The organism is Vibrio sp. Vb0349 (genome assembly GCF_033338975.1).
The window spans coordinates 182955-209281 of sequence record NZ_JAWOTS010000002.1; the positions used below are offsets into that span (position 1 = coordinate 182955).

The 26327-nt window shown below is 44.0% G+C and carries 21 protein-coding genes; 8 read left to right on the forward strand and 13 right to left on the reverse strand.

Annotated elements, in window-relative coordinates:
* Positions 1-63 precede the first annotated feature (63 nt).
* Positions 64-1266 (forward strand): enoyl-ACP reductase FabV, encoded by a 1203-nt coding sequence (fabV, locus tag R7Q47_RS04130; protein ID WP_154204677.1) that lies wholly within the window; start codon positions 64-66, stop codon positions 1264-1266.
* Between the two features lie 78 nt (positions 1267-1344).
* On the opposite strand, the gene R7Q47_RS04135 is transcribed toward fabV, so the two are convergent.
* Complete coding sequence (locus tag R7Q47_RS04135) at positions 1345-3027, reverse strand: aspartate:alanine antiporter (protein WP_005378028.1); 1683 nt, start codon at positions 3025-3027, stop codon at positions 1345-1347.
* 175 nt (positions 3028-3202) lie between these two features.
* Positions 3203-3469 carry a GrxA family glutaredoxin gene (locus R7Q47_RS04140; protein ID WP_005378026.1) on the reverse strand — a complete coding sequence of 89 codons (267 nt, stop codon included), beginning with the start codon at positions 3467-3469 and terminating at the stop codon, positions 3203-3205.
* Between the two features lie 377 nt (positions 3470-3846).
* Here R7Q47_RS04140 and R7Q47_RS04145 point away from each other — a divergent pair, with 377 nt between their 5' ends.
* Complete coding sequence (locus tag R7Q47_RS04145; protein ID WP_154204676.1) at positions 3847-5091, forward strand: iron-containing alcohol dehydrogenase; 1245 nt, start codon at positions 3847-3849, stop codon at positions 5089-5091.
* Positions 5092-5167: 76 nt separating this feature from the next.
* Here R7Q47_RS04145 and R7Q47_RS04150 read toward each other — a convergent pair whose 3' ends face one another.
* The 5 genes from R7Q47_RS04150 to R7Q47_RS04170 form a co-directional block, all read right to left on the reverse strand.
* Positions 5168-6022: a MurR/RpiR family transcriptional regulator gene (locus R7Q47_RS04150; RefSeq protein WP_005378021.1), complete on the reverse strand. Its 855-nt coding sequence runs from the start codon at positions 6020-6022 to the stop codon at positions 5168-5170.
* A 311-nt stretch (positions 6023-6333) separates the two neighbouring features.
* Positions 6334-7980 carry a pyridoxal-dependent aspartate 1-decarboxylase PanP gene (gene panP / locus R7Q47_RS04155; RefSeq protein ID WP_005378019.1) on the reverse strand — a complete coding sequence of 549 codons (1647 nt, stop codon included), beginning with the start codon at positions 7978-7980 and terminating at the stop codon, positions 6334-6336.
* A gap of 211 nt (positions 7981-8191) precedes the next feature.
* A complete protein-coding gene (locus R7Q47_RS04160) occupies positions 8192-8704 on the reverse strand; it encodes a hypothetical protein (RefSeq protein ID WP_017634875.1) in 513 nt (170 codons plus the stop codon).
* 208 nt (positions 8705-8912) lie between these two features.
* Positions 8913-9818, reverse strand: coding sequence for a lysine exporter LysO family protein (locus R7Q47_RS04165; RefSeq protein ID WP_005378011.1), 906 nt, complete (start codon positions 9816-9818; stop codon positions 8913-8915).
* A 146-nt stretch (positions 9819-9964) separates the two neighbouring features.
* On the reverse strand, positions 9965-10885 hold the full coding sequence (locus tag R7Q47_RS04170; RefSeq protein ID WP_005378009.1) for an HDOD domain-containing protein: 921 nt from the start codon (positions 10883-10885) through the stop codon (positions 9965-9967).
* Positions 10886-11254: 369 nt separating this feature from the next.
* On the opposite strand from R7Q47_RS04170, the gene R7Q47_RS04175 reads away from it, so the two are divergent.
* Positions 11255-11842, forward strand: coding sequence for a TfoX/Sxy family DNA transformation protein (locus R7Q47_RS04175; RefSeq protein ID WP_005378007.1), 588 nt, complete (start codon positions 11255-11257; stop codon positions 11840-11842).
* Between the two features lie 192 nt (positions 11843-12034).
* On the opposite strand, the gene R7Q47_RS04180 is transcribed toward R7Q47_RS04175, so the two are convergent.
* From R7Q47_RS04180 to R7Q47_RS04190, 3 genes are all read right to left on the reverse strand, one after another.
* Positions 12035-12583, reverse strand: coding sequence for a hypothetical protein (locus R7Q47_RS04180; RefSeq protein WP_005378006.1), 549 nt, complete (start codon positions 12581-12583; stop codon positions 12035-12037).
* 291 nt (positions 12584-12874) lie between these two features.
* A complete protein-coding gene (locus R7Q47_RS04185) occupies positions 12875-13372 on the reverse strand; it encodes a response regulator (RefSeq protein ID WP_017820839.1) in 498 nt (165 codons plus the stop codon).
* The gene (locus R7Q47_RS04190; protein ID WP_248487513.1) at positions 13369-15309 is read right to left on the reverse strand and encodes an ATP-binding protein; all 1941 of its coding nucleotides are present in this window, start codon (positions 15307-15309) and stop codon (positions 13369-13371) included. Before R7Q47_RS04190 ends, R7Q47_RS04185 begins: the two co-directional genes overlap by 4 nt.
* Positions 15310-15495: 186 nt before the next feature.
* Here R7Q47_RS04190 and R7Q47_RS04195 point away from each other — a divergent pair, with 186 nt between their 5' ends.
* The 3 genes from R7Q47_RS04195 (at position 15496) to R7Q47_RS04205 (ending at position 19411) form a co-directional block, all read left to right on the forward strand.
* A complete protein-coding gene (locus tag R7Q47_RS04195) occupies positions 15496-16764 on the forward strand; it encodes a DUF945 family protein (RefSeq protein WP_318088659.1) in 1269 nt (422 codons plus the stop codon).
* Positions 16765-16901: 137 nt separating this feature from the next.
* On the forward strand, positions 16902-17996 hold the full coding sequence (gene serC / locus R7Q47_RS04200; protein ID WP_005378000.1) for a 3-phosphoserine/phosphohydroxythreonine transaminase: 1095 nt from the start codon (positions 16902-16904) through the stop codon (positions 17994-17996).
* A gap of 83 nt (positions 17997-18079) precedes the next feature.
* A complete protein-coding gene (locus tag R7Q47_RS04205; protein WP_248487518.1) occupies positions 18080-19411 on the forward strand; it encodes a D-serine ammonia-lyase in 1332 nt (443 codons plus the stop codon).
* A gap of 97 nt (positions 19412-19508) precedes the next feature.
* On the opposite strand, the gene cydC is transcribed toward R7Q47_RS04205, so the two are convergent.
* The 3 genes from cydC to trxB form a co-directional block, all read right to left on the reverse strand.
* Positions 19509-21230 (reverse strand): heme ABC transporter ATP-binding protein/permease CydC, encoded by a 1722-nt coding sequence (cydC, locus tag R7Q47_RS04210; RefSeq protein ID WP_248487520.1) that lies wholly within the window; start codon positions 21228-21230, stop codon positions 19509-19511.
* Complete coding sequence (cydD, locus tag R7Q47_RS04215; protein ID WP_047100725.1) at positions 21223-23010, reverse strand: heme ABC transporter permease/ATP-binding protein CydD; 1788 nt, start codon at positions 23008-23010, stop codon at positions 21223-21225. Before cydD ends, cydC begins: the two co-directional genes overlap by 8 nt.
* Before the next feature lie 103 nt (positions 23011-23113).
* The gene (gene trxB / locus R7Q47_RS04220; protein ID WP_005377991.1) at positions 23114-24073 is read right to left on the reverse strand and encodes a thioredoxin-disulfide reductase; all 960 of its coding nucleotides are present in this window, start codon (positions 24071-24073) and stop codon (positions 23114-23116) included.
* Positions 24074-24432: 359 nt separating this feature from the next.
* Between trxB and R7Q47_RS04225 the strand changes: the two genes are divergently transcribed.
* Together R7Q47_RS04225 and R7Q47_RS04230 are read left to right on the forward strand one after the other, a co-directional pair.
* Complete coding sequence (locus R7Q47_RS04225) at positions 24433-25089, forward strand: 2OG-Fe dioxygenase family protein (protein ID WP_005377989.1); 657 nt, start codon at positions 24433-24435, stop codon at positions 25087-25089.
* Positions 25073-26308 (forward strand): cysteine desulfurase-like protein, encoded by a 1236-nt coding sequence (locus R7Q47_RS04230; RefSeq protein ID WP_085569570.1) that lies wholly within the window; start codon positions 25073-25075, stop codon positions 26306-26308. Before R7Q47_RS04225 ends, R7Q47_RS04230 begins: the two co-directional genes overlap by 17 nt.
* The last annotated feature ends 19 nt before the right edge of the window (positions 26309-26327 follow it).

A 26327-nucleotide genomic window follows, 5' to 3' on the forward strand; every position in this document is an offset into this window, starting at 1 on the left:
AAATTAGATGCGAAATCCCAACGAAACTTTTATCCTAACAAGGTTTTTTAAAGGAAGTTGAATATGATCATCAAACCTAGAATTCGTGGATTTATCTGTACTACAACGCACCCTGTTGGTTGTGAAGCTAACGTAAAAGAACAAATTGCGTACACCAAAGCGCAAGGTCCAATCAAAAACGCACCTAAGCGTGTTCTTGTTGTTGGTGCATCAAGTGGCTACGGTCTATCTTCTCGTATCGCTGCGGCATTTGGTGGCGGTGCATCAACTATCGGTGTTTTCTTCGAAAAAGAAGGTACTGAGAAGAAGCCAGGTACAGCAGGTTTTTACAATGCCGCTGCTTTTGAAAAGCTAGCGCGTGAAGAAGGTCTGTACGCAAAAAGCTTAAACGGCGACGCTTTCTCAAATGAAGCGAAACAGAAAACTATCGAGCTGATCAAAGAAGACTTAGGTCAAATCGATATGGTGGTTTACTCACTGGCATCTCCAGTACGTAAAATGCCAGAAACTGGTGAATTAGTTCGTTCATCTCTTAAACCTATCGGTGAAACTTACACATCAACGGCTGTTGATACCAACAAAGATGTGATCATCGAAGCTAGCGTTGAGCCTGCAACAGAAGAAGAAATCAAAGACACTGTCACTGTAATGGGCGGTGAAGATTGGGAACTTTGGATCAATGCGTTGTCTGATGCTGGTGTTCTTGCTGAAGGTTGTAAGACCGTCGCGTACAGCTACATTGGTACTGAGCTAACTTGGCCAATTTATTGGGATGGTGCACTAGGTAAAGCAAAAATGGACCTAGACCGTGCAGCGAAAGCGCTAAACGACAAGTTAGCAGCAACAGGTGGTAGTGCCAATGTTGCGGTACTTAAATCTGTTGTAACTCAGGCGAGTTCTGCAATTCCTGTTATGCCACTGTACATCGCAATGGTATTCAAGAAAATGCGCGAAGAAGGTGTACACGAAGGCTGCATGGAACAAATCTACCGTATGTTCAGCCAACGTCTATACAAAGAAGACGGTAGCGCGGCAGAAGTTGATGAGATGAACCGCCTACGTCTGGATGACTGGGAACTTCGTGACGACATTCAGCAGCACTGTCGTGAGCTATGGCCTCAAATTACGACTGAGAACCTAAAAGAGCTGACTGACTACGTTGAGTACAAAGAAGAGTTCTTGAAACTATTTGGTTTCGGCGTTGAATGCGTAGATTACGAAGCGGATGTGAATCCAGCAGTTGAAGCAGACTTCATTCAAATCTAATCGAATCACAGACTAGATAACCAATAAACAAAAGGCGCTCATTGAGCGCCTTTTTGTATTTCATAGTCAAAGTGAGTATTAACTTAGTATTATCAGAATCGTACCAGCTAGCGTCATTAAAATATTCGCAATCGCATAGGTACCCGCATAACCAAGGGCAGGGATGGTGGACTTAGCGTAGTCGTTAACGACATCCATAGCTGGAGCGCAAGTACGGGCGCCAATAATGGCACCGAAGAGCAGAGCACGGTTCATCTTGAGTACGTGTGCGCCAACTAAGTAAGCCAGAACTACAGGCACAACACTGACAATAAATGCCAAACCAATGACTTTTGGTCCTACTTGCGTTAGGTGCTCGAACATCTTTCCACCTGCACTTAGACCAATTCCCACCATAAAGAACATTAACCCTAGATCTTTGACCATATTCAGCGCCCCTTGTGGGACATAACCGAAAGTAGGGTGATTTGCTCGTAAGAAACCAAGCGTAATACCGGACAACAGAAGACCCACCGCATTACCCAAACTGAAAGACACCTGACCGAACGTCATTGTGATGAGGCCAAACAGAATACCCAAAATAAAGAAGCTACAAAAAGCGAGCAAATCGGCCATTTGACTGTGGATCGAGATGAAACCGATTTTTTCCGCCAGTCCATGTACTCGGCTTTTCTCGCCGCTCACTTGAAGGACGTCCCCTTTAGCGAGCACAATGTCTAAGTCCATAGGCATTTCAATCTGAGCGCGAACTACGCGGTTTAAGAAACAGCCAAACTCAGACAAATTCAAATCCGATAAACGCTTACCAGCGATAGCGTCACTTTTTACGACGATTTCTTCTTCAACGATGCGCAAATCAAGCAAGTTACGGTCGAATACTTCTTTACCATTACGGAAGCTAGGGTCTAAGCGAGCATGGCTGTCAGGGAAGCCAACCAGTGCAATTTCATCTCCCTCTTGCAAGATAGCATCACCATCTGGGTGGGCGAGAATACCATTGCGACGGATTCGTTCAATGTAACAGCCAGTTTGACGATAAATACCCAGTTCTCGCAAGTTTTTACCATCAGTCCAGTCAATTAGCTCTGGGCCCACTCGGTAAGCTCGAATAATGGGTAAATACACTTTTCTCTGGCTTGAATTTCCAAGGCCACGCTCTTGTGCGATTTGCTGCGCGGAATCAGAAAGGTTTTGTTTTTGCAGTTTTGGCAACAATTTAGCAAACATGATCATGCTAATTAAGCCGACCAGATAAGCCATCGCGTAGCCTACGGATAGATTTTCTAATACCAGAGAAAATTCCATATTCCGCGGTATAGTCGCAAGGCCAGAGTTAAGAGCATCTTGTGCACCAACCAGTACTGGCGTTGCGGTCAATGCGCCTGCCATCATACCGGCGGATAAGCCAAAATCGAGGCCGAAATAGTGACTCAAACCATACGTTAAGCTGACCGCAGACACGAGAACAGTCATGCTTAAAATAAAATAATGCTTACCATCTCTGAAGAATATACCAAAAAAGTTTGGTCCAGCTTCAATGCCAACGCAGTAGATAAACAGCATAAAGCCAATGGTTAAAGCTTCTGCATTAAATGAGAAACCAAGGTGGCCCATTACCAAAGAGGTAATAAGAACGCCAATAGAGTTGCCTAATTGTAATTTGCCAAATCGAATTTTTCCGATGGCAAGGCCAATGGCTAATACGACGAAGATTAGAAGGATAGGGTTTTGCTCAAGAAGGTATACGACGTCTATGTTCACTGTGTGGCTCGGTAGAGTGTGTGCCAAAAAAGATTAAGAACTGTGAATTGTAACTAAATATAGCAAAAAGATAAGTGAATTTTTTTAGGTTTTACCATTAGTTGACTTAACGTAATAACCAGCTGAAAAATAATAAAAAAGCCGCATGAAGCGGCTTTTTTGAAAACAGTCTTTATTACTCGTCAAATAGACCTAGGTGCTCTTTCGCGTATGCTTCGAATTCGTCGCAGCCACCGATGTGCTCTTGGTCGATAAAGATCTGAGGAACGGTTTCAACTGGTTTACCAACTGTTTTCTCAAGATCTGCTTTAGAAATACCCTCAGCGTGAATATCAACGTAACGGTAGTTGAAGTCATCACGTTTTGCTTTTAGCGTTTCTGCGTGCTCTTTTGCACGAACACAGAAAGGACATGCAGGGCGACCAAAGATAACAACGAACATAATCTTATTTCTCCTAAATCTATTCTTTTTTGAAAGCGTACAAAACATAGCGGCTGAGTGCGCTTTCTTTTGTTGGAGTAACTATGCCCGATCCAGATACGGAAATAAAGCGGCAATTACCTCTTGGTTCTATAGGTGAAATCTATCGAATAAAAACTAAACGCGCGTGCTTATTTTACGGCTCTGAAGTATGTGAAGTGACGCATAAAAAACATACATTCTAAAGGGTTAATGATGGCAAGGTGGAATTGGTCAATTTTTTTTGTTTAAAAAAATAGCAATCTATTTTGGCTATACGCAAATAACTTCAACTCTAACATAAGTGTTAAATCAGAGGGCGAGAGGTTATTTGGGTATATTCTTTTGGGAGGGTGTGTATGTTTCAGTTTATGACTGCAACAAGGATTATATTTGGTGAAGGTGCACTTCAATCTTCATTGTCCGTTATTAACCAATTTGGCTACAGTGTTTTGCTGGTCACTGGGCAGGATACCCAACGAGCCGCCCCCATTATCCAATATCTTAAAGCTCAAAATATGCGTTACCAGCACGTAGCTATCGTTGGTGAACCATACATCACGATGGTAGAAGAGACCGCAGTGCTCGGTAGAAAATTCCAACCTGATATGGTGGTTGCGATAGGTGGTGGCAGCGTCATCGATATGGGCAAAGCCTTAGCTGCCATTATTCCCAATCAAGGCAATGTTTACGATTACGTAGAAGTGGTAGGAAGAAGCGTCCCTTTAAAAGCAAAGCCTCTTCATTTTATTGCGATTCCTACGACAGCAAGCACCGGTTCAGAAGTGACCAGAAATGCTGTGCTGAAATCTGGACAAGATAAAGTGAAAGTGAGTCTTAGAAGCCCTGATATGCTCGCAGACGTTGCCATTGTAGACCCGACACTTACTTACGGGACCAACCAATACACATCTGGACGTGGCGCAATGGATGCGTTCACTCATTTAATGGAAGCATATGTGTGTGGTGAGCCAAACCCTCTTACTGATATGGTCTGCGAAGAGGGGCTACGCCGCTTAAGCCGTTCAGTGATTGCCGCTTGTAAGCAAGATAATCATAAGGCGCGCTCTGATTTATCGTTCGCTGCATTGCTTGGCGGTATGGCGATTACTAATGCCAAATTAGGTGCCGCTCATGGGTTAGCATCGGCGTTAGGAGGCAAGTTAGACGCCCCCCATAGCGTTATTACGGCTCGCCTAGCTCCACACGTGATGCAGGAGAACATTAACGCCGCTAAACTCGCGGGTAGGAATGATGTGATAAGTCGTTATCGCAAGTTGGCCCAATTAGTCACTGAGCGAGTAAACGCGAACGAACACGATGGAATTCTTTGGGTAAATATGGTGCTAGATAAGTTAGCGTTACCGCTACTGGCTCAATTTGGAGTATGCCAAACCTCTTTTGAGCAAGTGGCGAATGATGCGCTTAAATCAATGGCAATCAAAGGGAATCCTTTACCCCTGAATCAGGAACGTTTGATACACATATTGCAGCAAGTCTGTGATTGTAGCGGAGAGTGCGCAGCTGAGAGTGCACAACATGTCAGTTCTGTTGAAGTACTGGAATTAAGAACGGACTTATCGAGTGTCAACGACTTAGGGTGATTGCTTTCTTAGCTGCATTAAAACAAAAGGGGAGCCTTGAGCTCCCCTAGATAAAGTATTGACTAAGCTTTAGTGCTTAGTACTGGCTTAATTTGTCATAGCGACTGTCTTTCAACGCATCTTTTACGCGTTTTAGGTTCTCACGGAAACCTGTACCACGGCGAAGAGTGAAGCCAGTTGCTAGCACATCAATCACTGTCATTTGTACAACTCGGCTTGCCATTGGCATGTAAACGTCGGTATCTTCTGGAATATCGAGCGTGATGGCCAGCGAGCTTGCCTTTTCTAGAGGAGAATCCTTCGCTGTAATCGCAATAACCGTTGCGCCATTTTCACGAGCAAGGTTCGCTATTTCTACCTGACTCTTTGTTCGACCGGTATGAGAAATAAGAACCACAACATCATTATCACTGCAGTTGATACAACTCATGCGCTGCATAACAATATCTTCAAAACAAGTAATTGGAATATTAAAGCGAATAAACTTGTTTTGTGCGTCTCGGGCAACAGAAGATGATGCACCAAGGCCAAAGAATGAAATGCGCTTCGCTTGCGTTAGCAAATCGACCGCACGGTTCACTTGCATTGGATCTAGGCTATTTTTCGCGACATCTAAACACGCCATCGTCGATTCGAAAATCTTATGGGTGTACGCGTCTGGGCCATCGTCTTCTTCCACATTACGGTTAACGTAAGGGGTGCCGTTGGCTAGGCTCTGTGCCAAGTGAAGCTTAAAATCTGGAAAGCCCTTGGTGTCCAGACGACGACAGAAGCGGTTTACAGTGGGCTCACTAACGTCGGCCATTTTAGCCAGCGTTGCAATGCTTGAATGAATTGCAGTTTGTGGAGACGCCATAATTACTTCCGCAACTTTGCGCTCTGACTTACTGAAATTCTCCAGGTTTTTTTGAATTTTTTCTAATGTATTCATAGTGTTCACGAGGGTATAGAGAACAACTCGCTGGCTCTGCTAACGAAAGGAAACACGAAGATTCCGGAGTAGAGTGGGGCGTTAACGAAAACAACCAGCGCCATAGAATCAGTATAAACCTGATCTTCAATCAGTCTAAACCAATAACGGGTACTATTTAGTGAGAATTTGACAGGCCTCAAACAAAATGTTGTAAAAACTACAGAATTGGATGTGTAAACGAAGTTTTGTTGCGCTAGTCGCACGATAATGATGTTTGAGTTACATCAAAACGAAAAAAAATTTCAAATTGATGTAACTCGATCTGGCTGTTAAGACGATTGAATATCAACAACCAGCTGTTGAATTCTTTTCATCAAATTTGGTGCTTGCTTGGCGATTTCGCGTTGTTCATCAAGCACTGAGCTCAAAATTTCTTTTGTGGTCAGTGGATTTGCCAAAACCACTCGAAACACTATCGTATTCATGCGTTGCCATTGGTCTGGGTTCAGTCTTGTACGTGAAACGAACGATTTGCCCGTTTCGCGCTGACGCTTTTGAATAAACTGTGTTAACTCATTGATCAGCTCATTCAGTTGTTCTTTTTGTGAGCCTTCTGCTTGTGCTAATGCTTCACGGATGAATGGCGGTAAATAACGGTATGTGAGCAGACAAAGCTCTGGTTCAGAAACTAACTCGAAATCATCTTGCTGTTTGATTAAATCCGCAAAGTAGCGAGCTTTTTCAATGCTTTGGTCAATCAGAAGCTCATAACCTGGGCGACTTATGATGTGCATTGCGGCGTAGACCAACATCGCCATGCCCGAACGTGAGCCTTCTAGTGTATGGCTGCCTAGGTCTTTTGAACCTTTGCGCAATATATATTGAGCGTGATGCTCTATGGATTTCATTGCGTCAGGGTCTTTGAACAGAACCATACCGGCGCCCATCGGGATGTAGAGCTGCTTGTGTGCATCAATAGTTACTGAGTCTGCCATTTCCACACCTTTAAGAAGATGACGGTGATGGTTAGACATAAGTGTTGCGCCACCCCATGCGGCATCCACATGGAAGTGACAGCCGTGAGCTTGGCAGACTTCAGCGATTTCAGGCAATGGATCAACATTACCTGTCTCTGTTGTGCCAGCCACACCAATAACAGCAATAGGCTTGATGTTTTGTTTTTCGAGCTCAACAATTTTCGCTTTCAGGTCGTTGACAATAATACGGTTGTTGGCATCGGTTTTAACCGCAACCAAGCCCTCTTGGCCTAGCCCTAATACATCGGCTGCTTTCTTAAGGGAGTAGTGACCACGCTCAGACACTAGCACCGCTAAGCCATCATAGCCATAGTGCTTCATGGCTTTAAAAAGGCCTTCCTTTTCCACGCCTTTAAATGAGCCATTGGCTCTTAACGCTTTGTTACGTGCTACCCAAAGCGCAGTGATATTGGCAATGGTGCCGCCGGAACAAAATGCGCCTAATGAGTGGTTTGCACTGTGCATCCACTGATTGTAAAACGTATCATTCTGACCATATATCAAGCGATGCAGCATACCCAAAACTTGACGCTCAAGTGGTGTAAAGGCTTTGGAAGTCTCTATTTTTACCAGGTTTTGGTTTAAGGCGATCATGATCTTTGACAGTGGCATCAAGAAATAAGGCAGTGCCGATGTCATATGACCAATGAAGCTTGGTGAAGATGTGTGAACTGAGTGCGACACCAAAGTGTCGAGTAAGTGCTCTGTATGATCTGACACGAACTCTGGCTGCTCAGGAATCTGAGCAGAAGAAAAGTCTTTTTCGATTTCGCGTAAAGGCTTTTCTTCTGCCACGATGTGTTCACGAAGAAATTGATTTAGATTTCGCGAGAGGCTCTCGTCAATTTTAGTTAACGTTGAGTCCGGACCTTCTGGGACAGTGAAGATCTTTAGCAAGCTCTCAAAGCTAACATCAGCGGTTTTTTGTTCCTTAACCATAGCAAAGAATCTTTGTAGTTATTTTGGTAATGCGAGCGGCACAATCTAAACTAAAACGGGCGCAAAGTCCCGTTTTAATTGTTGAAACCCAAGTTGTAGAAATGAAAATTTTAGGTGAAGGTTACGATATTCACATTAAAAAATTCTAGATTGAGTACGTTAAAACATTCTAGTGTTTTCGAATGCTAATCAACGACTAATGCGAGCAATCTTAGTCACATTTCTGCTTTTCAATCTTTTCTATTGACTGATTGTACTTATTAAGTGCGGTATCAATTTGTTGGGGGTGACTAAGCAGATCAGCGAATGCTGAACGAAGCTCGTAGTTTTTTGGGTGGTTAGTTGATTGACGGTCGCTAAATGTCTGTTTTGCAACTTCACCTAACTTATCGCTTCGGGTCGCTAACTGCTTAACGTCATGTTGCTCTAGTTTTAACCATGCTTCGATTGGCTGTTCCGTCGCAACGCGGCTAGGGTCGTTCTCTAGAAAGTAGTGAACCGCTTCGCGGTTTAATTCAAAGTGATGTTTACGTCCATCCAAGAACCATTGACTAACTTCTTTCAGATCTGGATATTGGGTAACCGTCAAATCAACAAGATCTTGATACCACTGTAGTGAGGCATCGACGTAGCCATCGTATTTGCTAGCAAGACATTGTTGATCTGCGGCAAGCGTAAAAGTTGAGCTTGTAGCGAGGAGCGCTGCAACGACAAAGCGTTTCATTCTTCTTCCTTCTGGTTGTTATCCCTTTATTAACGCAATGCACATCAGTTGATGTTTCTCCCTTCTTTCTATTTGGTCGTGACAAATCGTTGGGCTGAATGACGAAAAGAAAGAGGGGTCTTGCCAAAAAATATTGACCACTTTGACGTTAACTGGGTATTTAAATTTTTGCCGTATTGTAATGGATGTTAAAGCGAAAACCTGAGATCTAGCTAGCAAGTGATACAAAGAAAAGCATCATAACTGGTACCAATAAACTCAAAATAAAGCCGCTAACGATAGCAACAGGAACACAACGCACACCACCGGTGGTTTGAATAACGGGTAGGGTGAAGTCCATTGCTGTTGCACCGGCATAACCAATTGCGGTGCACGGATAGCTACGAATAAAGAGAGGAATGGCAACCAGTGCGACTAGCTCTCTCATCAATTCAATCAAGAACGACGCGCCACCAAATACCGGACCAAAAGCGTCACCCATTAAAATACCTGCGAGTGAATACCAGCCAAAACCTGAAGCCATTGCGAGTGCTTGATAAAGAGGAAGATCCAAAAGCACCGCTGCAAGAACGCCACCAAGCATACATGTTGCGATGACAACAGCCGCAATGGCCATTCCTTGTTTATTTAATAGGATTTGACGCAGAGTAAGTCCACTATTACGCAGCTGAATACCAATAAAAAATAGAAGTAGAAAGAGTATCCATTCGCTTGCTGTATCTACCCAACTCAAATCAATGGGTAACAGCAGGCCAACCACTAACCCTCCGCCAACGACCACGATAAGCTTAACTGACTCTAAAGCCATCGAAGATAACGGTAGCTTCTTTTGATTCTGATTGGTCTGGAGTGGAATAATTTTATCAATAATAGGCAGAGCCAACAGGTTGCAGGCACTTAGACACAAAAAAAACGTACTCGCATAGAGGAGAATACTTTGTAAGTTGCTGCTTAAATTATCGAGCGCCGCTAAGCTAAGACCCATCAACGACAAAATGACGTAAATAAGGTAGGACGTTGACTGATTGATCTTCTCCAATAACGAAGATCGAGATATAGGAATTAGATACCCCACCACAAGCGGAGCGAAAATAAATAGCATCCCTGAGAACATAAAGCTCAATGATTCCTTTTTGAGATAACATCAACACGCATAAATCAAATTATCTATCGGTTGAAATTAGAGACATTTCACCACACACAGCTCAGCCTTGAGCGAATCGTTTTATCGCGGATAAGGTATTATCAGAAAGCGATAAATTACAAACCGCTAGCATTGAGTACAGCACGGATTTGATCATTGAAGTCAGTATCACTCATGTTACTAAGTTCATACAAGACTTCTGCACCAGTTAAGTTGAATTCAACTTCATGTTCGTCAATGCGTTCATCGTGATTGCGGAACATCAATAAATGATGCGCAATTCTAGCGATGTCGAGATAACTCACTTCTGGTCGCGTTAATTCGTATTTTTCGTTTGAGGATACTTCTCTGAAGTCGTTGTCAAACCCCCAACGCTCAAGTACCAGTTTACTTGTGGCAGAACAACGTGTTTGGAAGATCTGCAATGCAATATCTGGGTCTAAGTAATTGCCCCTATCTAAGTACAAGTGGTACTCATTAATTAGGCAAAATAACCCTATATCGGCTAATAGACCGACCAATAACGCCTTTTCTTGCTCTAGATGACCATAAGTGCCTGGCTCGTGGCTACGAAACGATTGAACCAACATCACCATGACGGCACCGAGCTCACGAGATATCGCCGCACTCTTCACCAAGATGGCATTGCATTCTTTAGTGAGATTAACTGAGTGTTTAAGTTGCTCGATCGCTTGTGCGGTAACAATATCACGTACACGAAGTATTCCGAGACGAGATACCGCTGTAGTTAAGTCGTTGCAGGTGATATTTCTGCGATTGAAAATCACAGAGTTAGCGACTCGTAAAACGACCGCTGCTAATCCGGGATCTTCCAATAAACAGTTAGCAACATCGGCAATCGTGGTGTGTTCTTCGACACATAACTGCTGAATTTTAAGCACGACATCAGGAATAGGAGGTAACGAAATCTTACCCGTGGCGATGGACTGTTCTACCAGCTGAGCAAACTCGGATTCCAGTGCGTTTATAAGCTTATCTTTATTATTTGGCAGCCAAAAAAATGATAAATGTTCCATTGTGACGCTGTACTTGAGATCTTTCGTACAGTGTACCCTTACAGCGTATTCTTTATCAATTAAATGCGTATTATGTGCCCGTAATTGCCAGCGAGATCATAATGATGGCGTGTTTTAGGCATGCTATGCGTCAAAAAAATATCACCACACAAACAATAAGTGTGAAACTAATCACGTATGCAGAATTTATACTTTTTTATATGTGACCTATGTCCTAACTTATTTTTCAACGTTAAGTATGATTAAGCAAGTTGGTGAGCACAACTCACAAAAATATCGCCAACAAATCGACATTTATAATTCGCTATAAGCTGCTGTTTATCTGGTGACATCGCTAATCGGGGTAATTTATTCAGATTAAAGAGGTCAATGGACATGACAGACCAAGCTTTTTTTAAATATGTACGCACCTTCAGTGAGTACCAAAAACGTTCTATGTTCGGTGGTATTGGTTTATTCACCGATGATGCTATGTTTGCGCTTGTCAGCAATGATTGCTGCTACTTACGTGGTGGTAATGGACTAGATGAAGTGTTTACTCAACTGAGCTGTGAGAAGTATAAGCACGTCAAAAAACAGACGACGGCAACCGTAAATTATTATGATGTAACCGATTTATTCGAATCCGGATATGTAGGGCTTGATGAACTGGTACAGAAATCAATTGAATACTCAATTAAGGAACGGAAATATCAAAAGTCCTCTGCCAGTAGACGCTTAAGAGACTTACCCAACATGCAACTAACCCTTGAACGTATGGTCAAGAAAGCCGGTGTTGATGACGTAGAAACCTTTTTAGAACTTGGACCTGTAAAAGTCTTCAACAAAGTTAAAACGGCTTACGGTAATGATGTTGATGTAAAGCTACTGTGGAAATTTGCTGGTGCAACTGATGGCGTACATTGGAAACTGATCCAAGAGCCGCGTAAAAAACAGTTATTGGCACTGTGTGACTAGGCGAAGCTGATCGCACAATGATTGACTCGTTTCGATGGAGTTAGCGGGTCGTAAAGGCAAGTGTGAAAAGCGGAAAAAGGACGTTGAAGTTTTTTACCACTTCATTGAGTTAGTCATTAAATTAGACAAAAAACCGAGGCAGAGACCTCGGTTTTTGTTTTTTTAATTTGCTCTTTTCTTACAGCACAAATCTTAAAACTTAAAACGCGTAGTAAACATTACCTGATCACCGTAAAAATCGTTGATACGTGCTTCAGCACCCAAAGAGAAAAGCTCTGTTGAGTGGAATCGAGCGTAGGCAGAGCCAGTCCAATCGTCATCGTTATCGATAGAAACGTAGCCGACTTTGCCGCCTACTTCTAATTGAGGGCCCAACCATTGGCGAACACCTAAGTTCAGCTCCATACCAACATCTGTGCTGCTCTCGTTCGAAGGTTGCACAACGCGCATTAGCATTTCACCAGTAAGATCTGCCCAGTTGTTTAGCGGAGAATGGAAGCCAAAGCCTGCAGCTGAGTCAAAATCACTTTCAAACTCAGAGTCAATACGAGCAATAACATGCGCGTTCGGGTGAATTGATTTGCTGAATCCAGCACCAAATGTCACAGGACTTGCGCCAATACGTGCTTCGAAATAGTCGTAGCTAAAGTTGCTCATAGTTGCTGGCGCATTGCGATCGTTTGCAGCTAGGGCATGGCTTGATGCCACTAGTAAGGCAGCGGCTAATAGTGTTTTACGCATAACTAACGATAAACCTTGTTCATTATTTCCATGGATTCAAGCAACCACTTGAACCGTAATCTGATTTGTCCGACATCATAATAAAAAGGAAGGTCCACGACCAACAAAAATGTGTCGATGTTTTGTCAATTAACTTAATAGTTCCTTGGTTTAAGCAAAAACTACGCCATATACGTAGTGTCCGAGGATTTCACTCGGACAAGTAACGATGTTTTTCTAACCTCGTTCTACTATGCGAGGTAAGGTGGTTCAATGACCATCGTTGAGTTCAAGTTAGAACTAAACACTTTATTACTCGCCAAAGCTTGCTCTTCTATCTGCCATGGCGTTGAGGATTGCCTCAGAATCAAGGATTTGAGTCCAGGATAGCAGGTTATCATCATTCTCAATCACAAACGCGGTAAGCTGAGACACGATTGCCTTTCTCAACGCTTCGCCTTTCCAAGGTTTGGCAATGTAATAATCGAGACTCGCGTTATTTACGGCTTCTACGGTGTCTTCCAAACCGGCTTGTCCTGTGAGTAAAACTTTGCGCGCTGCTTTTGTGTCACCATTTTGACTGAGTTCGATTAAGAAGCTGATCCCAGTTTGTTCCGGCATAATGTGGTCACATAAAATGAGAGCAAGCTGAACTTCTTCTTCCGCCATCTCCTCAATCACTTGCCGAGCTTCAGTCACTGATTCCGCTCCTTCGACAACAAAGTTCTCCTCGAAGGGAGCAAGATCTTGGAGCACGCTATCCAAGACTTCTCGTTCGTCATCGACACATAAAATTAGATACTTGGTCATGTTTCATCTCCTTCTTCGATGACTGGTAACCAGACGGTCATTCTTGTGAACTGGCCGATCTCTGATTCGACGTCAATCCACCCTCTGTGTGCTGTTACGATTTGCTGGCAGATGGACAGCCCGATGCCTAAGCCAAAGTTACCTTCTTTTTTTGTGGTGAAGTTCAGCTCGAAAATGGCGTCTCTTTGCGATTCAGGAATGCCACATCCATTATCTTCAAATGAGATAACGGCATAATGTGTGTGCTCTTTTTCTACAAGGCGTGTTTGTATGTTTAACACACCTTTCTCTGGAAATGCGTCAATGGCGTTAGAGACCAAGTTCGTCCACACCTGTTGGAGTGCGATCGGTTGACAAAGGATGGAAGGCAAGTTTGCATAGTCGGTTGAAACTTGGTGCATTTTTAATTTGTTCTCGAAAATCACCAAGGTGTCTTCAATACCCTCATGAATATCGGCATAGTGCAGGGTTTCATCATCTGACCGAGCATATCCTTTCAGGCTTTTTACCATATCAGCAATTCGTGCTGCACAGACATTAATTGAGCGAAGTGTAGAACCTGCTTTGTGGTATTGCTCTAGTGTATTGAGAGCATGATAAGACGCTTGCTGCTTTCTCATTAGTTGGGTAAGTAGCTCTTGATCGGACTCTAATCCAAGGCTCACCACTTTTTTTGCCAATGCTCGGTCTGGAAAAGTATGGCTAAGCGCTTTTACGCGTGATCTGAGCTCGGCGGTTGAAGCGGGTTTTGAGGTTTGCGCTTTGCTCAGTAATTCAATGCCTTTGCTTTGTATATCGGAACTGGGCGCATCGTTAAGTAATCGTTCTAGCGTATGCGTTAAATTCTCTACGCCCCTTAATATCGCGGCTACTGGATTGTTTAGTTCGTGTGCCACTCCCGCAACCAATTGACCAAGCATCGCCATTTTTTCTCTTTCAATGAGCTGCTGGTGGGCTGATTCTAAAGATTCGAGCGTTTTTTGAAGTTGCAGTTTGGTGTTGATGCTTCTTTGCAATCGGCGGTTGAAGTGGCGTAAGAGCAAGTTTGTAAAAAGAGGCAGTAAGTTTGAGTCGCTTTGCATCACTTTATTGAATACGTTGCGATCGAGTTTGATAACTTCTGTTTTGGTTAGTGTCAGAGCTGTCGAGAAAGAACATTCCCCAGTAACAAACGACATGCCTCCGACAATATTCCCTTTGTTATGGCGTACAACCTCTCGCTGCATGCCTTGCTCATCGCGCTTGTACAGAGCCACTTCACCTTCGGTGATAAACCACAAAAAGCAATTTGGCTCGCCTTCCACGGTTAATAAGTGTTCAGGTGAGTATGTACGGCACGCTCTTGTTTCGTCATTATCTTTGAAAAATTGCTGGAGAGCGGAGATCACTTGCTCGGCTAACTCGGCATCAGACATCGAGTGGTAGTCGTGTAAGAATCCGGCTTGATAATGGCTCATCTGGTTATTGATGTGCGCTCGCAACAAGCTGTGATGATCCAATATCTGACTGTAACTTAGCAGGTCTTCTTTGCCATTTCGCAAGATAAATTGGGTCAGCTCTTTTTGCACTGTGTTAAATAAGACGTGATCTGGCAAAGGTTTAGTGAGGCAGTGGTCGAGCCTGCCCTCATTAACGGCAGTGAGAATTGCCTCTATATCAGACGAGCAGCTAATAAGAATTTTTCTTGCTTGCTCGGTATGTGGCATCCGGTCTAAACCAATAAGAAAATCCACGCCGTTAAAATGAGCGTGATGGCTCGCTATAACTAAAGCAACAGTCTGTTCTCTTTCTTCTAGATACTCTAAAGCGCTTTGAGCCTCTTCTATCGATTCGACAGAAAAAATATCAAACTTACTTGAGAAGGCAGACAGCTCCAATCGAAACTGTTCAGCACTGATTGGGTTGTTGTCGAGACACAACACAGCATAACGATTCACAGATGTTTTAGCTCCGGTTAAAACTTCGCCACGCAAACTTTAACAATAAAAGGACATGATGAGTGGGAGCCAAGTATGATTCCTGATTAATGGACTAGAATAAGCATCAATAGTCTGATTTGTCTCAATGTTTTCTCCGCAGGTGGTTTGGGGTAGACTGACCGAAAATATCTAATAAGTGACGTTATGCAAAATCTTAAAAAAATCGGCGCCATTGGTGGTGCTATCTCATTAGCACTGTGTTGGCCATTGGCTGTCGGACAAATTGGTCAGTCCATCATTGAAGATGGTATTACCAATATGAATGATGAAATGATTAAAGGCGAAGTGGTCGAGTATCAGCGTGGCTATTTGTCTTCAGTCGTGCTGACTCGTTATTCAGTTGTTGATCCTGAGCTTAAAACGCAGTTAGAGCGTGATGGTATGCCAACGACGTTTGACGTAACCAGTGATGTTAGCCACGGTCTAACAAGCCTAACAGCAGATTCAAAATTGGTGGACAATGACTTTTTGCCTCTCACGATGCATAGCCAGACTCAACTAAATGGCAATACAGCATTTATCCTCGACCTAGACAGTTGGCATTATCGTAACGAAGTGCAAGGTGTTTCTGTTTCTACAAGCCCTGCAAAAGTAACAGGTGATGTGACGGTATTGGGTGATCTCAATTACCAAGTTTCCGTTCCTTCTGTTCAAGTGGATTTTGAAAACGGTGAAGAGCTTCATCTGAATGCATTGACAGGGCAAGGTAAAGGAAAGCAAGCAAAAGGCTACTGGTTAGGCGAGCAGTCTTTCTCTCTAGAGAAGCTGGATGTGGTTGATGCGAACTTGACGCCTGTCTTTTTGATTGAAAATGCGAGCTACCGTGGTAACACTATGATGAATGAGTCTGGTGATAAGCTGAACAGTCAGCTGAACCTAGATGCTAAGAAACTGCGTTTAACTGATGGTACGGATGTCGATAACTTTAAGTTGGATTTCTCAATTGCAGATGTGGATAGCCAGTCATTTGACCAAATTATGTCTATCTATCAAAGCTCTCCAATGTTAGACGAGCAGGAAATTGCGAGCTTATTGCCGCATGTTGACACGCTGTTTAGCAAAGGTTTTGATTTATCCGTGAACGAGCTTTCACTCGCGTTCGGTGACGGCAAGTTCCACAACGAGTGGCAACTATCCATCCCTGAAGGTACTGAGCATATTACTCAAGAACCAATGAAGTTGGTGACGGCCACTACTGGTGAACTTAGCACTTACTTCTCTGATGAATTAGTAACGCATTACCCATTTATTCAAGAAGGGATTGATGAGCTCCTTATTATGGAGTTGATCGAAAAAGTAGAGGGCGGTTATCAATTAAAAGCAGAAATTGGTGAAGGCAAATTGAAGTTCGAAAATGGGCATGAGTTCCCATTGGTGGCTCTACTTATGCCTGCTTTGATGCAACAACAGTAATTCGTGTTGTTGCGAATTTGTTCCAATTCAACGCTTAGTCTTTAAAAAGAGGTCGTAAGACCTCTTTTCTTGTTTTTATCACTGCGAAAACGTGATATTAATTTCGTAATATTCACATAGCAGGAGCAATGAGCATCATGGAACAAAATACGGACAACGTATTTAACTTCAGTGCAGGGCCAGCAGGTCTGCCTAAAGCAGTTATGCAGCAAGCACAACAGGAACTAATCGATTGGCAAGGCCTTGGTACTTCGGTCATGGAAATCAGCCACCGAAGCAAAGAGTTCATCAAAGTTGCAGAAGAAGCCGAGCAGGATTTACGTGATCTTCTGAATATTCCGGACAACTATAAAGTGCTGTTCTGCCAAGGTGGTGCTCGTGCTCAGTTTGCTGCTGTTCCTCTAAACTTACTTGGTGATGCCGATACGGCAACTTACATCGATGGTGGTTATTGGGCTGAAAGCGCGGTAGCTGAAGCGAAAAAATACTGCGAACCAGACGTGTTTGATGCAAAAACAGAAATCAACGGGAAAGTCGCGGTTCTACCTGCAAGTGAATGGAAAATTGCTCCAGAAGCGGCTTACGTTCACTTCTGTCCAAATGAGACCATTGATGGTATTGAGATTAACGATCTTCCTATTACCGACAAACCGATTGTTGCTGACATGTCTTCGACAATTCTTTCTCGTGAAATCGATGTGTCTAAATACGGTGTGATTTACGCGGGCGCTCAGAAAAATATTGGTCCTTCCGGCATTGCTATTGCTATCGTGCGCGATGATTTATTAGGTATGGCGAAGCAGGTTCTACCAAGTATCTTGGATTACACTGTTTTGGCAGAAAAAGAATCAATGTTCAACACGCCACCAACCTTTGCATGGTACCTGTCTGGTCTTGTTTTCAAATGGCTGAAGGCACAGGGCGGAGTAAAAGCGATTGAGCAAGTGAACCGCGCTAAAGCCGCGCTACTGTATGATTACATCGATCAGTCTGATTTCTACCGTAATGGCGTGCACTCAGCAAACCGTTCTTTGATGAACGTGCCATTTCAACTTGCTAAGCCTGAACTGGATGCAACCTTCCTTGAGCTAGCAGACTCTAAAGGGTTGAAAGCGCTAAAAGGTCACCGAGCAGTTGGTGGTATGCGAGCATCCATTTATAACGCAATGCCGCTTGAAGGCGTTCAAGCGTTAGTAGACTTCATGCAAGAGTTTGAGAAAAACTACGCGTAAACTCAAACTGATAGTTGTTCTCCAAAGCGTCGCTATTGCGGCGCTTTTGTTTATCTCAACTCACATCATTCCAGGAAGGTAAAATGACCAAGGCAAATATTGAAGCGCTGACTAAGCAGTTCCCACTCTTAGCAGCACTTATTGATCTTGAAGAGGTTTGTTGGTTTAACCCCCATATCACTTCCTTGGAGGAAGGCTTACCTCATGTCGGGTTAGATGAAAAAGATATTCAAGCGGCGAGTGAACGGCTAGCACGATTTGCGCCTTATTTGATGAAAGCGTTTCCCGAAACGGAAACGTCGCGTGGCATTATTGAGTCCCCAGTTGTGGATATTCCCAATATGAAAGTGCGTTTGGAGCAGCAATACGACACACCAATATTGGGCCATTTAATGCTCAAAAAAGACAGTCATTTGCCAATTTCTGGTTCGATCAAAGCGAGAGGTGGTATTTATGAAGTGCTCACTCATGCAGAAAAGTTGGCGTTTGAAGCCGGCTTGCTCTGTGAAAACGATGATTACAGAAAATTGTTCAGCAATGAGTTTCGGCAGTTTTTTAAGCAGTACAGTATTGCGGTTGGCTCAACCGGCAATCTTGGTATGTCCATCGGCATCATGAGTGCGAAGCTGGGTTTTTCAGTTTCAGTCCACATGTCTGCGGATGCGCGGGAATGGAAGAAAAATAAGCTCCGGTCGCATGGTGTTAATGTCGTAGAGCACCAAGAAGATTATGGTATTGCTGTCGAGCAAGGTCGTAAAGAGGCAGAAAAAGATCCCAACTGTTTCTTTATCGATGATGAAAACTCACGGACGCTGTTTCTAGGTTACTCTGTTGCGGGTGAGCGTCTTAAGCAGCAATTTGATGACTTGGGAATCGTGGTTGATGAGCATCATCCATTGTTTGTTTATCTTCCTTGTGGTGTTGGCGGTGGACCTGGTGGGGTGGCATTTGGCTTGAAGGTAGCATTTGGCGAGCATGTCCACTGTATTTTCGCAGAGCCAACGCACTCACCGTGCATGCTGTTGGGCGTACATACAGGCTTGCATGACGATATTTCGGTACAAGATTTGGGTATCGATAACATCACCGCCGCTGATGGTTTGGCAGTCGGGCGTGCCTCGGGATTTGTCGGAAGAGCGATGGAAAGGCTACTTGATGGTTTTTACACCATTGATGACGCTCGTATGTATCACCACTTGGGTGAGTTAAGTGAACTGGAAGGTATTAATCTAGAGCCTTCTGCATTAGCCGGTATGATTGGTGCAGTGCACGTCTCGAATAACCATGCTTACCAGTCTCGAATGAAATTTGACGAAGAAAAACTCAAAAACGCAACACATCTTGTTTGGGCAACAGGTGGGGGCATGGTTCCGAAAGATGAAATGGCGGCTTATCTCAAAAAATCTGGTCGGTAAATCAGCACTGTATACGTGCTTAATTAGGTAACTAATAATACAGGAATCACAAAAGGGCTCATCGTTTGATGAGCCCTTCTCGTCACTGAAAATCGAATTATAGAGATTGTAATAGCTGGTAGTAACGACCTTTTTGAGCGAGTAGCGTTGGATGGTCGCCTTGTTCGATGATCTCACCTTGTTCCATCAAACAGATGCTATCCATACTTTCTAGCTCTATCAGTCGGTGTGTAATGAATACTACTGTCTTATTAGCAAAGTGTTCATTGAAAAGCGCCATCACTTTTTGTTCCGTACGCTTATCGAGGCCTTCAGTCGGTTCATCTAAGAGTAGGATTGGGGCATCACGTAGCAATGCTCGAGCAATACCGATTCGACGTTTCTCACCACCAGATAACTGACGACCGCCGTCGCCTAACCAAGCGTCTAACCCCGGCTCTTCAAGAAGTCCGCCAAGCTCGACTTTTTGTAAAATAGTAGACAGTTGCTCATCACTTGCATCCGGAGCGGCCATGAGTAAGTTGTCACGTAGTGTCCCGTTTAGTACATCTACGCGTTGACTGACCACAGTCATTGCTGCCCGCAGGTCCGACTCGCTCCAATCTCGCAGTTTTGTACCACCGATTCGAACTTCACCTTGGTTAACATCCCAGTAGCGGCAAAGAAGCTGAATCAGTGTTGATTTACCTGAACCTGTTTGACCTACAATTGCAGTTTTAGTGCCCAACGGTAGTGAGAGTGACAAGTCTTTCAGCACCTTTTGCTGACCGTCAGGGTAAGTAAAATCTATGTTGTCGAATTCAATGTCTAACGTTGTGTCTTTATGTTTCGACTGCTCAGGGAAGACAACGTCAGGTTCAGCCAAAATTACTTCATTTAAACGACGAGCAGAAGTCAACGTTTGACCGAGATACTGGAATGCGCTCGCGATAGGCATCAGAATCTCAAAGCTCGCCATGGTTGCAAACGCAAACAGCGCAATCCAAGGATCAGGAGCACGACCACCTACGCCGTCTGCAGCAAACCAAAGCATCACAACCAGTGTAATGCCGTTCACCAGCATAAGCAGGCCTGAAGCCATGCCCGTTAAATTCGCGTTCACAAATTGGTTAGACAGCAACTGCTTCTGCTTCTCTAGAATGAGATTACGATAACGTTCTTCTGCTCCAAAGATACTCAGTTCACTGTAGCCTTGAAGCCAGTCCAGTGTCGCCACTCGCAATTGCGCTTTATGATGAGTGAGATTCTCGCCATTGTTTTTACCCAGTTTATAGAACAGTACTGGCCATACAAACAACATGACGGTAAGAATCGAGCCAAGCAGTAGGGCGAGATGCCAATCAAAGAACGCCAGGACAGCCGCTAAACTCAATATGCCAAAAACACCAATCACGACAGGGCTGATAAGTCGAAGGTAAACGTGATCCATCGCATCTACGTCCGCTACTAAGCGGTTGAGCAGATCGGCATCACGCATCGTAGAAACACGACCCGGAATCAGTGGTGCAAGTTTCTTAAAGAAGAAGATACGTAGATCGGTAAGCAGCTTGAACGTTGCATTGTGGCTAACGACACGTTCTCCCCATCGACCTGCGGTTCGAGCCATTGCAGCGCCGCGTACCCCGGCACCTGGTAACATGTAGTTGAAGGTCTCACGAGCAACCGTCAAGCCTGCCACCGCTGCGGCTGAAATAAACCAACCTGATAGCGTTAATAAGCCAATAGACGCCGCTAAGGTCAGAAATGCCAGTAGCATACCTAGCGAAAGACCAAACCAGTGTTTTTTATAGAGTTTTAGATAAGGGAGTAAATCACGCATCTAAGTTCCCCTTGTCTGTTTCACGTTGTGCGAGGTTCGCTTCCAACATGTCTTTAAATAAGCCATCTTCTGTCGACAGTGTGGCGTAATCACCACGTTGAACAATCTGGCCGTCCTGCATAACAAGAATTTGCGATACGTTTTGTAAAGGCGCAAGTTGGTGAGTAATCATCAAATTCGTTGTGGCATGCGCATACTTGTTAATGCCTTCCATCACGAGTTTTTCACTGCGAGCATCTAAGCTTGCGGTTGGTTCATCTAATAACCAAAAACGACCATTTTGTAGCATGGCGCGAGCCAGTGCTAAACGCTGCGCTTGGCCGACAGATAAACCACCAGAACGATCAGATATCGGATAATCCAACCCATGCATTTCAACAAATTCAGCAGCGTGAGAGTCATTCAACACAGAATGTACGTCTGCATCCTGAATATTTTGCTTACCTAGTGTGATGTTATCTCGAATGCTACCGTGTAATAGCATCGGGTTTTGACCAATCCAGCTTACTGCCTCTCGCCATGTGGCTAGATCCAGTTGCGACAATTCGCAGCCATTAATTTTTAAGCTACCTTGATAAGGCATGAAACCGAGGATTGTGTTTACCAAACTTGTTTTACCTGCGCCACTTGGTCCAACCAACGCTGTACTTTTGTTGGCTTCAAGAGAGAAGGATAGGGGACCTGCGAGCTGCTTACCTTCCGGACTAAAAATGGTTAACTGGTCCGCTTCAATATGGATAGGGCTGTTTTTATCTAACGCTTGGGTACCATCTTTGATTTGATCGACTTCCAAATCCAGAAACTCGACAATGCTTTCTGCTGCGCCAACCGCTTGCTGTTTCGCATGATAGAACGTGCCCAAATCACGTAATGGCTGATAAAACTCTGGAGCAAGAATCAGAATGAACAAACCAGCAAAGAGCGTAACACCTGCGCCGTAGTAGCCGAAATCGAGCTCCCCGATATAACTAAAGCCAAAGTAGACAGCGGTAATTGCGATAGAAATAGAAGTGAAAAACTCTAACACCGCAGAAGACAGAAACGCGATTTTCAGAACGTCCATGGTACGAGTACGAAAGACTTCCGAAGCACCCTTAAGAGTTTCAGTTTCAGATTTTGTTCTATCGAATAAGCGAATGGTCGTCATTGCTTGCAAGCGGTCATAAAAGTGACCCGACAAACGCTGCATTGCTTTAAAGTTTTTACGGTTTGCTTCTGCGGCTTTCATCCCAACCAGTGCCATGAAAATAGGCACTAGTGGTGCAGTGACCAGGAAGATCAAGCCTGCTGCCCAGTTTACTGGGAATACGACAACCAAAATGATGAAAGGCACTAGTACCGATAATGACATTTGAGGCAAGTAGCGTGAGAAGAAATCTTGCATATCTTCTACCTGCTCTAAGATGAGCGTTGCCCAACTGCCAGCAGGTTTGCCTTTGATGTAAGCTGGCCCAAGTTTATGAACTTTATCTAAAATGAGTTGGCGAATATAAACTCGAATTTGCTCCCCGCAACGGTAACCGGCAAGCTCTCGACCCCAGGTACAAGCAGCTCGACCGATAACCGTGCCACCGAGCCCAACAAAATGCCAAATGAGGTCGGCTTTGTCGACTTGGTCAATGATTAACTGGTGCAGAATGGAGGCGAGCAGGGCTGCTTGAGCCAATAAAAACACGCTTGAAAGTACGCCTAGGCCTATCGCAATCATAAGCCAGCGCTTGGCTAACTTACTTTGTTGCTTCAGCCACTTATTCAAGCTGCTTTGCTTTTTCTTATCCATCGTGAAGGCTTAATGATAATTGTTTTAATGAGGCGGTAGTATACAAAAGAAAACCCAGCGGGAATACCGCTGGGCTTTAAGGATATGACACAAATGTGAAAAGTTATTTGTCACCAAGTGAGTCTAAGAAACGTTCAGCATCTAATGCAGCCATACAACCTGTACCTGCAGAGGTGATCGCTTGACGGTAGTTGTGGTCCATTACGTCGCCAGCTGCAAATACACCTTCGATACTAGTTTGTGTTGCGTTGCCTTCAAGACCTGATTGAACGATGATGTAGCCATCTTTCATGTCTACTTGGCCTTCAAAGATTTGTGTGTTTGGCTGGTGACCAATTGCGATGAATGCACCCATTACATCGATATCTTCTGTCGCACCGCTGTTCACGTCTTTAATGCGGACGCCCGTTACGCCCATATCGTCACCCAGTACTTCATCGAGAGTGCGATCGGTATGAAGAACGATATTACCGCTTTCAACTTTATCCATCAGACGTTTCACAAGGATCTTCTCTGCGCGGAATGAATCGCGGCGGTGGATCAGATGAACTTCTGACGCAATGTTAGATAGGTATAGCGCTTCTTCAACAGCCGTGTTACCACCGCCCACAACTGCAACTTTCTGATTACGGTAGAAGAAACCGTCACAGGTTGCACAAGCAGAAACGCCGCGACCTTTAAATGCTTCTTCAGACTCAAGGCCAAGGTATTTTGCTGATGCGCCGGTAGATATGATTAAGGCATCACAAGTGTACTCACCTGAGTCGCCTTTTAAACGAAATGGGCGTTGTGATAGCTCTACTTCATTGATGTGATCAAATACGATTTCAGTTTCAAAACGCTCGGCGTGTTCTTTCATGCGATCCATCAATGCTGGACCTGTCAGTCCCTCAGCATCGCCTGGCCAGTTTTCAACTTCAGTTGTGGTGGTTAGCTGACCACCTTGTTGCATTCCCGTCACAAGCACAGGGTTTAAGTTTGCACGCGCTGCGTAGACGGCAGCTGTGTATCCTGCAGGACCAGAACCAAGAATTAATAATTTACAGTGTTTTACGTCGCTCATTATGGCTCCAAAAAGGGCGTAACATTTCCCTCGATTGTATGGAAATTCTTAGTGCTTTAAAAGCATAAACAACGATTGTGATCGAATAATTGGTTATAGATTAGAACCCACTAAATATTGATTGAGAACGTTGACTTCTAGCATAAAATTCTATTCGTAGTAGAGAAGTCTAGTTTCAAATATTGTCAAAGCGTAAAACTGAAACATGGCTCTGTTTTTGTGGTTTTATTTGGTTTGTTATGTTGTTTTAGTCGTTTTGTTGAAGCTATCAACGTTAAAAGCTGGTAATTGCAGAATATTTGCGTAACCTAGAGTGTAAATTAAATGTTAATTAATGTGCCTCATTAAAGGAGCAAATGATGTTACATTCACGTGAGAATACTCTACATTTAACACAGCTCAGCATGGCAGCAATTGAGCAGCTTTCCCCATCGTTTGAAGAACTGCCTCGTACCGAACATGCAGATGGTCAGTATCGACTACGACGTTATTCTGTGGTTGGTTTTGATAACGGCAAAGTCATCGACTTAAATAAAAATAGCTTTGTTCAATCCTCTGATATCAACCGATTTCAAGGTGATGTTGTAAGACAATTCGAGCCAATTGAGAAGGATATTCTTACCAGCGATGGCTTTCGAGAAATGTGTGAATTGTTTGTCAATGCGAATCATCTGCCAAACGGTCAAGAAATAGAAATCCACCAAATCCGTATCAGGGCACTGGAAGAAGAAACACAAGTAGCACCTGAAGGTGTGCACCAAGACGGTTTTGATCACATTGCAATGGTTGGTGTGGGACGCCATAACATCATCGGTGGCGACATCATGCTGTACAGCAGCCATAACCAAGCCCCATTTTTCCGTAAAGTGCTAGAAACCGGAGAGGTCGCAATCTTGGCTGATAGCAAGCTGTGGCATAACGCGTGCCCAATCCGCTCTGTTATTGATGACGAAGCGGGCCATATGGATGTATTTGTACTCACGGCTACGGATAAGCGTAATGAACTTCAATCTTAATCAGATCAGAGAGCAATTTCCGGCGTTGGCTCAATACCACAACGACAAGCCCGTGACGTTTTTTGATGGTCCAGGTGGCTCACAAGTGCCTCAATCAGTACTAGACAGCATGGTAGGGTATTTAGGTCGTTTCAACGCTAACTTAGGCGGGCATTATTTTTCTAGCCAAGTGACCGTTGACGTAATGCAAAATGCGCGTGAGTCGGCTCAGGCTCTACTTAATGCCCCTTCATCTGGCAATATTGTCTTCGGTGCCAATATGACCTCACTAACCTTTCAGCTTAGTCGCGCGATTAGTCGAGATTGGCAAGCAGGAGATGAGATCATTGTTTCCGCTTTGGATCACTATTCAAATGTATCCAGCTGGCAGCAAGCGGCAGAAGATAAAGGCGTTACGGTTCATCAAGTTCGTATCAACGAAGAAGATTGTACGCTGGATATGGAGCATTTAAGCCGCCTTCTTTCTGATAAAACGCGCCTTGTCGCTGTGACTTATGCATCGAACACGACGGGCTCTATTGTGGATGTACAGCAAGTAGTCAGCATGGCGCACAATGTTGGGGCACAAGTTTATGTGGATGCCGTCCATTATGCGCCTCATCATTTGGTTGATGTTCAAGCGTTAGGTTGTGACTTTTTAGCTTGCTCAGCTTACAAGTTTTTCGGACCGCACGTTGGTATTGCTTACATAGCCGATCAGTGGCTCCACAGTATTCGCCCTTACAAAGTCGAGCCTGCCACCAACATAGGCCCAGGTCGATTTGAAACAGGAACGCAAAGTTTTGAAGGTCTTGCTGGTGTCGTTTCTGCGGTTGAGTATCTGGCTCAATTTGGTGAAGTCGGTTTACCTCTTCGCCAACGATTGGAGCAAAGCTACCAACTGTATGAACAACATGAGCAGCGCTTGAGTGAGCGTTTCTTACAGCGTTTGAATGCATTAGATGGTGTCAATCTATTCGGTATCGCAAAGGAAGATAGCCAACTCCGCACGCCAACTTTTGCGCTAACGTTTGACCGATATTCTCCAGAATTCATCGCGAAAACACTGGGTGAACATAACATCTGTGTATGGAATGGTCACTTTTATGCGTTGGGCTTAGTTCGTCAACTTGGTTTAGAAGAATCGGGTGGTGTAGTGCGAATTGGTTGTATGCATTACAACACAATAGAAGAAGTCGATATGTTATTCGATGTGCTTGAAAGCATCCTTGACGCATAACTAACGATTTCTTCCTGAT

What these genes read in the sequence shown, in the direction of transcription:
- fabV (WP_154204677.1), top strand. Translation starts at nt 64, where the DNA reads ATGATCATCAAACCTAGAATTCGTGGATTTATCTGTACTACAACGCAC.
- R7Q47_RS04140 (WP_005378026.1), bottom strand. Translation starts at nt 3,469, where the DNA reads ATGTTCGTTGTTATCTTTGGTCGCCCTGCATGTCCTTTCTGTGTTCGT.
- R7Q47_RS04145 (WP_154204676.1), top strand. Translation starts at nt 3,847, where the DNA reads ATGTTTCAGTTTATGACTGCAACAAGGATTATATTTGGTGAAGGTGCA.
- R7Q47_RS04150 (WP_005378021.1), bottom strand. Translation starts at nt 6,022, where the DNA reads ATGAATACATTAGAAAAAATTCAAAAAAACCTGGAGAATTTCAGTAAG.
- panP (WP_005378019.1), bottom strand. Translation starts at nt 7,980, where the DNA reads ATGGTTAAGGAACAAAAAACCGCTGATGTTAGCTTTGAGAGCTTGCTA.
- R7Q47_RS04160 (WP_017634875.1), bottom strand. Translation starts at nt 8,704, where the DNA reads ATGAAACGCTTTGTCGTTGCAGCGCTCCTCGCTACAAGCTCAACTTTT.
- R7Q47_RS04165 (WP_005378011.1), bottom strand. Translation starts at nt 9,818, where the DNA reads ATGTTCTCAGGGATGCTATTTATTTTCGCTCCGCTTGTGGTGGGGTAT.
- R7Q47_RS04170 (WP_005378009.1), bottom strand. Translation starts at nt 10,885, where the DNA reads ATGGAACATTTATCATTTTTTTGGCTGCCAAATAATAAAGATAAGCTT.
- R7Q47_RS04175 (WP_005378007.1), top strand. Translation starts at nt 11,255, where the DNA reads ATGGACATGACAGACCAAGCTTTTTTTAAATATGTACGCACCTTCAGT.
- R7Q47_RS04180 (WP_005378006.1), bottom strand. Translation starts at nt 12,583, where the DNA reads ATGCGTAAAACACTATTAGCCGCTGCCTTACTAGTGGCATCAAGCCAT.
- R7Q47_RS04185 (WP_017820839.1), bottom strand. Translation starts at nt 13,372, where the DNA reads ATGACCAAGTATCTAATTTTATGTGTCGATGACGAACGAGAAGTCTTG.
- R7Q47_RS04195 (WP_318088659.1), top strand. Translation starts at nt 15,496, where the DNA reads ATGCAAAATCTTAAAAAAATCGGCGCCATTGGTGGTGCTATCTCATTA.
- serC (WP_005378000.1), top strand. Translation starts at nt 16,902, where the DNA reads ATGGAACAAAATACGGACAACGTATTTAACTTCAGTGCAGGGCCAGCA.
- R7Q47_RS04205 (WP_248487518.1), top strand. Translation starts at nt 18,080, where the DNA reads ATGACCAAGGCAAATATTGAAGCGCTGACTAAGCAGTTCCCACTCTTA.
- cydC (WP_248487520.1), bottom strand. Translation starts at nt 21,230, where the DNA reads ATGCGTGATTTACTCCCTTATCTAAAACTCTATAAAAAACACTGGTTT.
- cydD (WP_047100725.1), bottom strand. Translation starts at nt 23,010, where the DNA reads ATGGATAAGAAAAAGCAAAGCAGCTTGAATAAGTGGCTGAAGCAACAA.
- trxB (WP_005377991.1), bottom strand. Translation starts at nt 24,073, where the DNA reads ATGAGCGACGTAAAACACTGTAAATTATTAATTCTTGGTTCTGGTCCT.
- R7Q47_RS04225 (WP_005377989.1), top strand. Translation starts at nt 24,433, where the DNA reads ATGTTACATTCACGTGAGAATACTCTACATTTAACACAGCTCAGCATG.
- R7Q47_RS04230 (WP_085569570.1), top strand. Translation starts at nt 25,073, where the DNA reads ATGAACTTCAATCTTAATCAGATCAGAGAGCAATTTCCGGCGTTGGCT.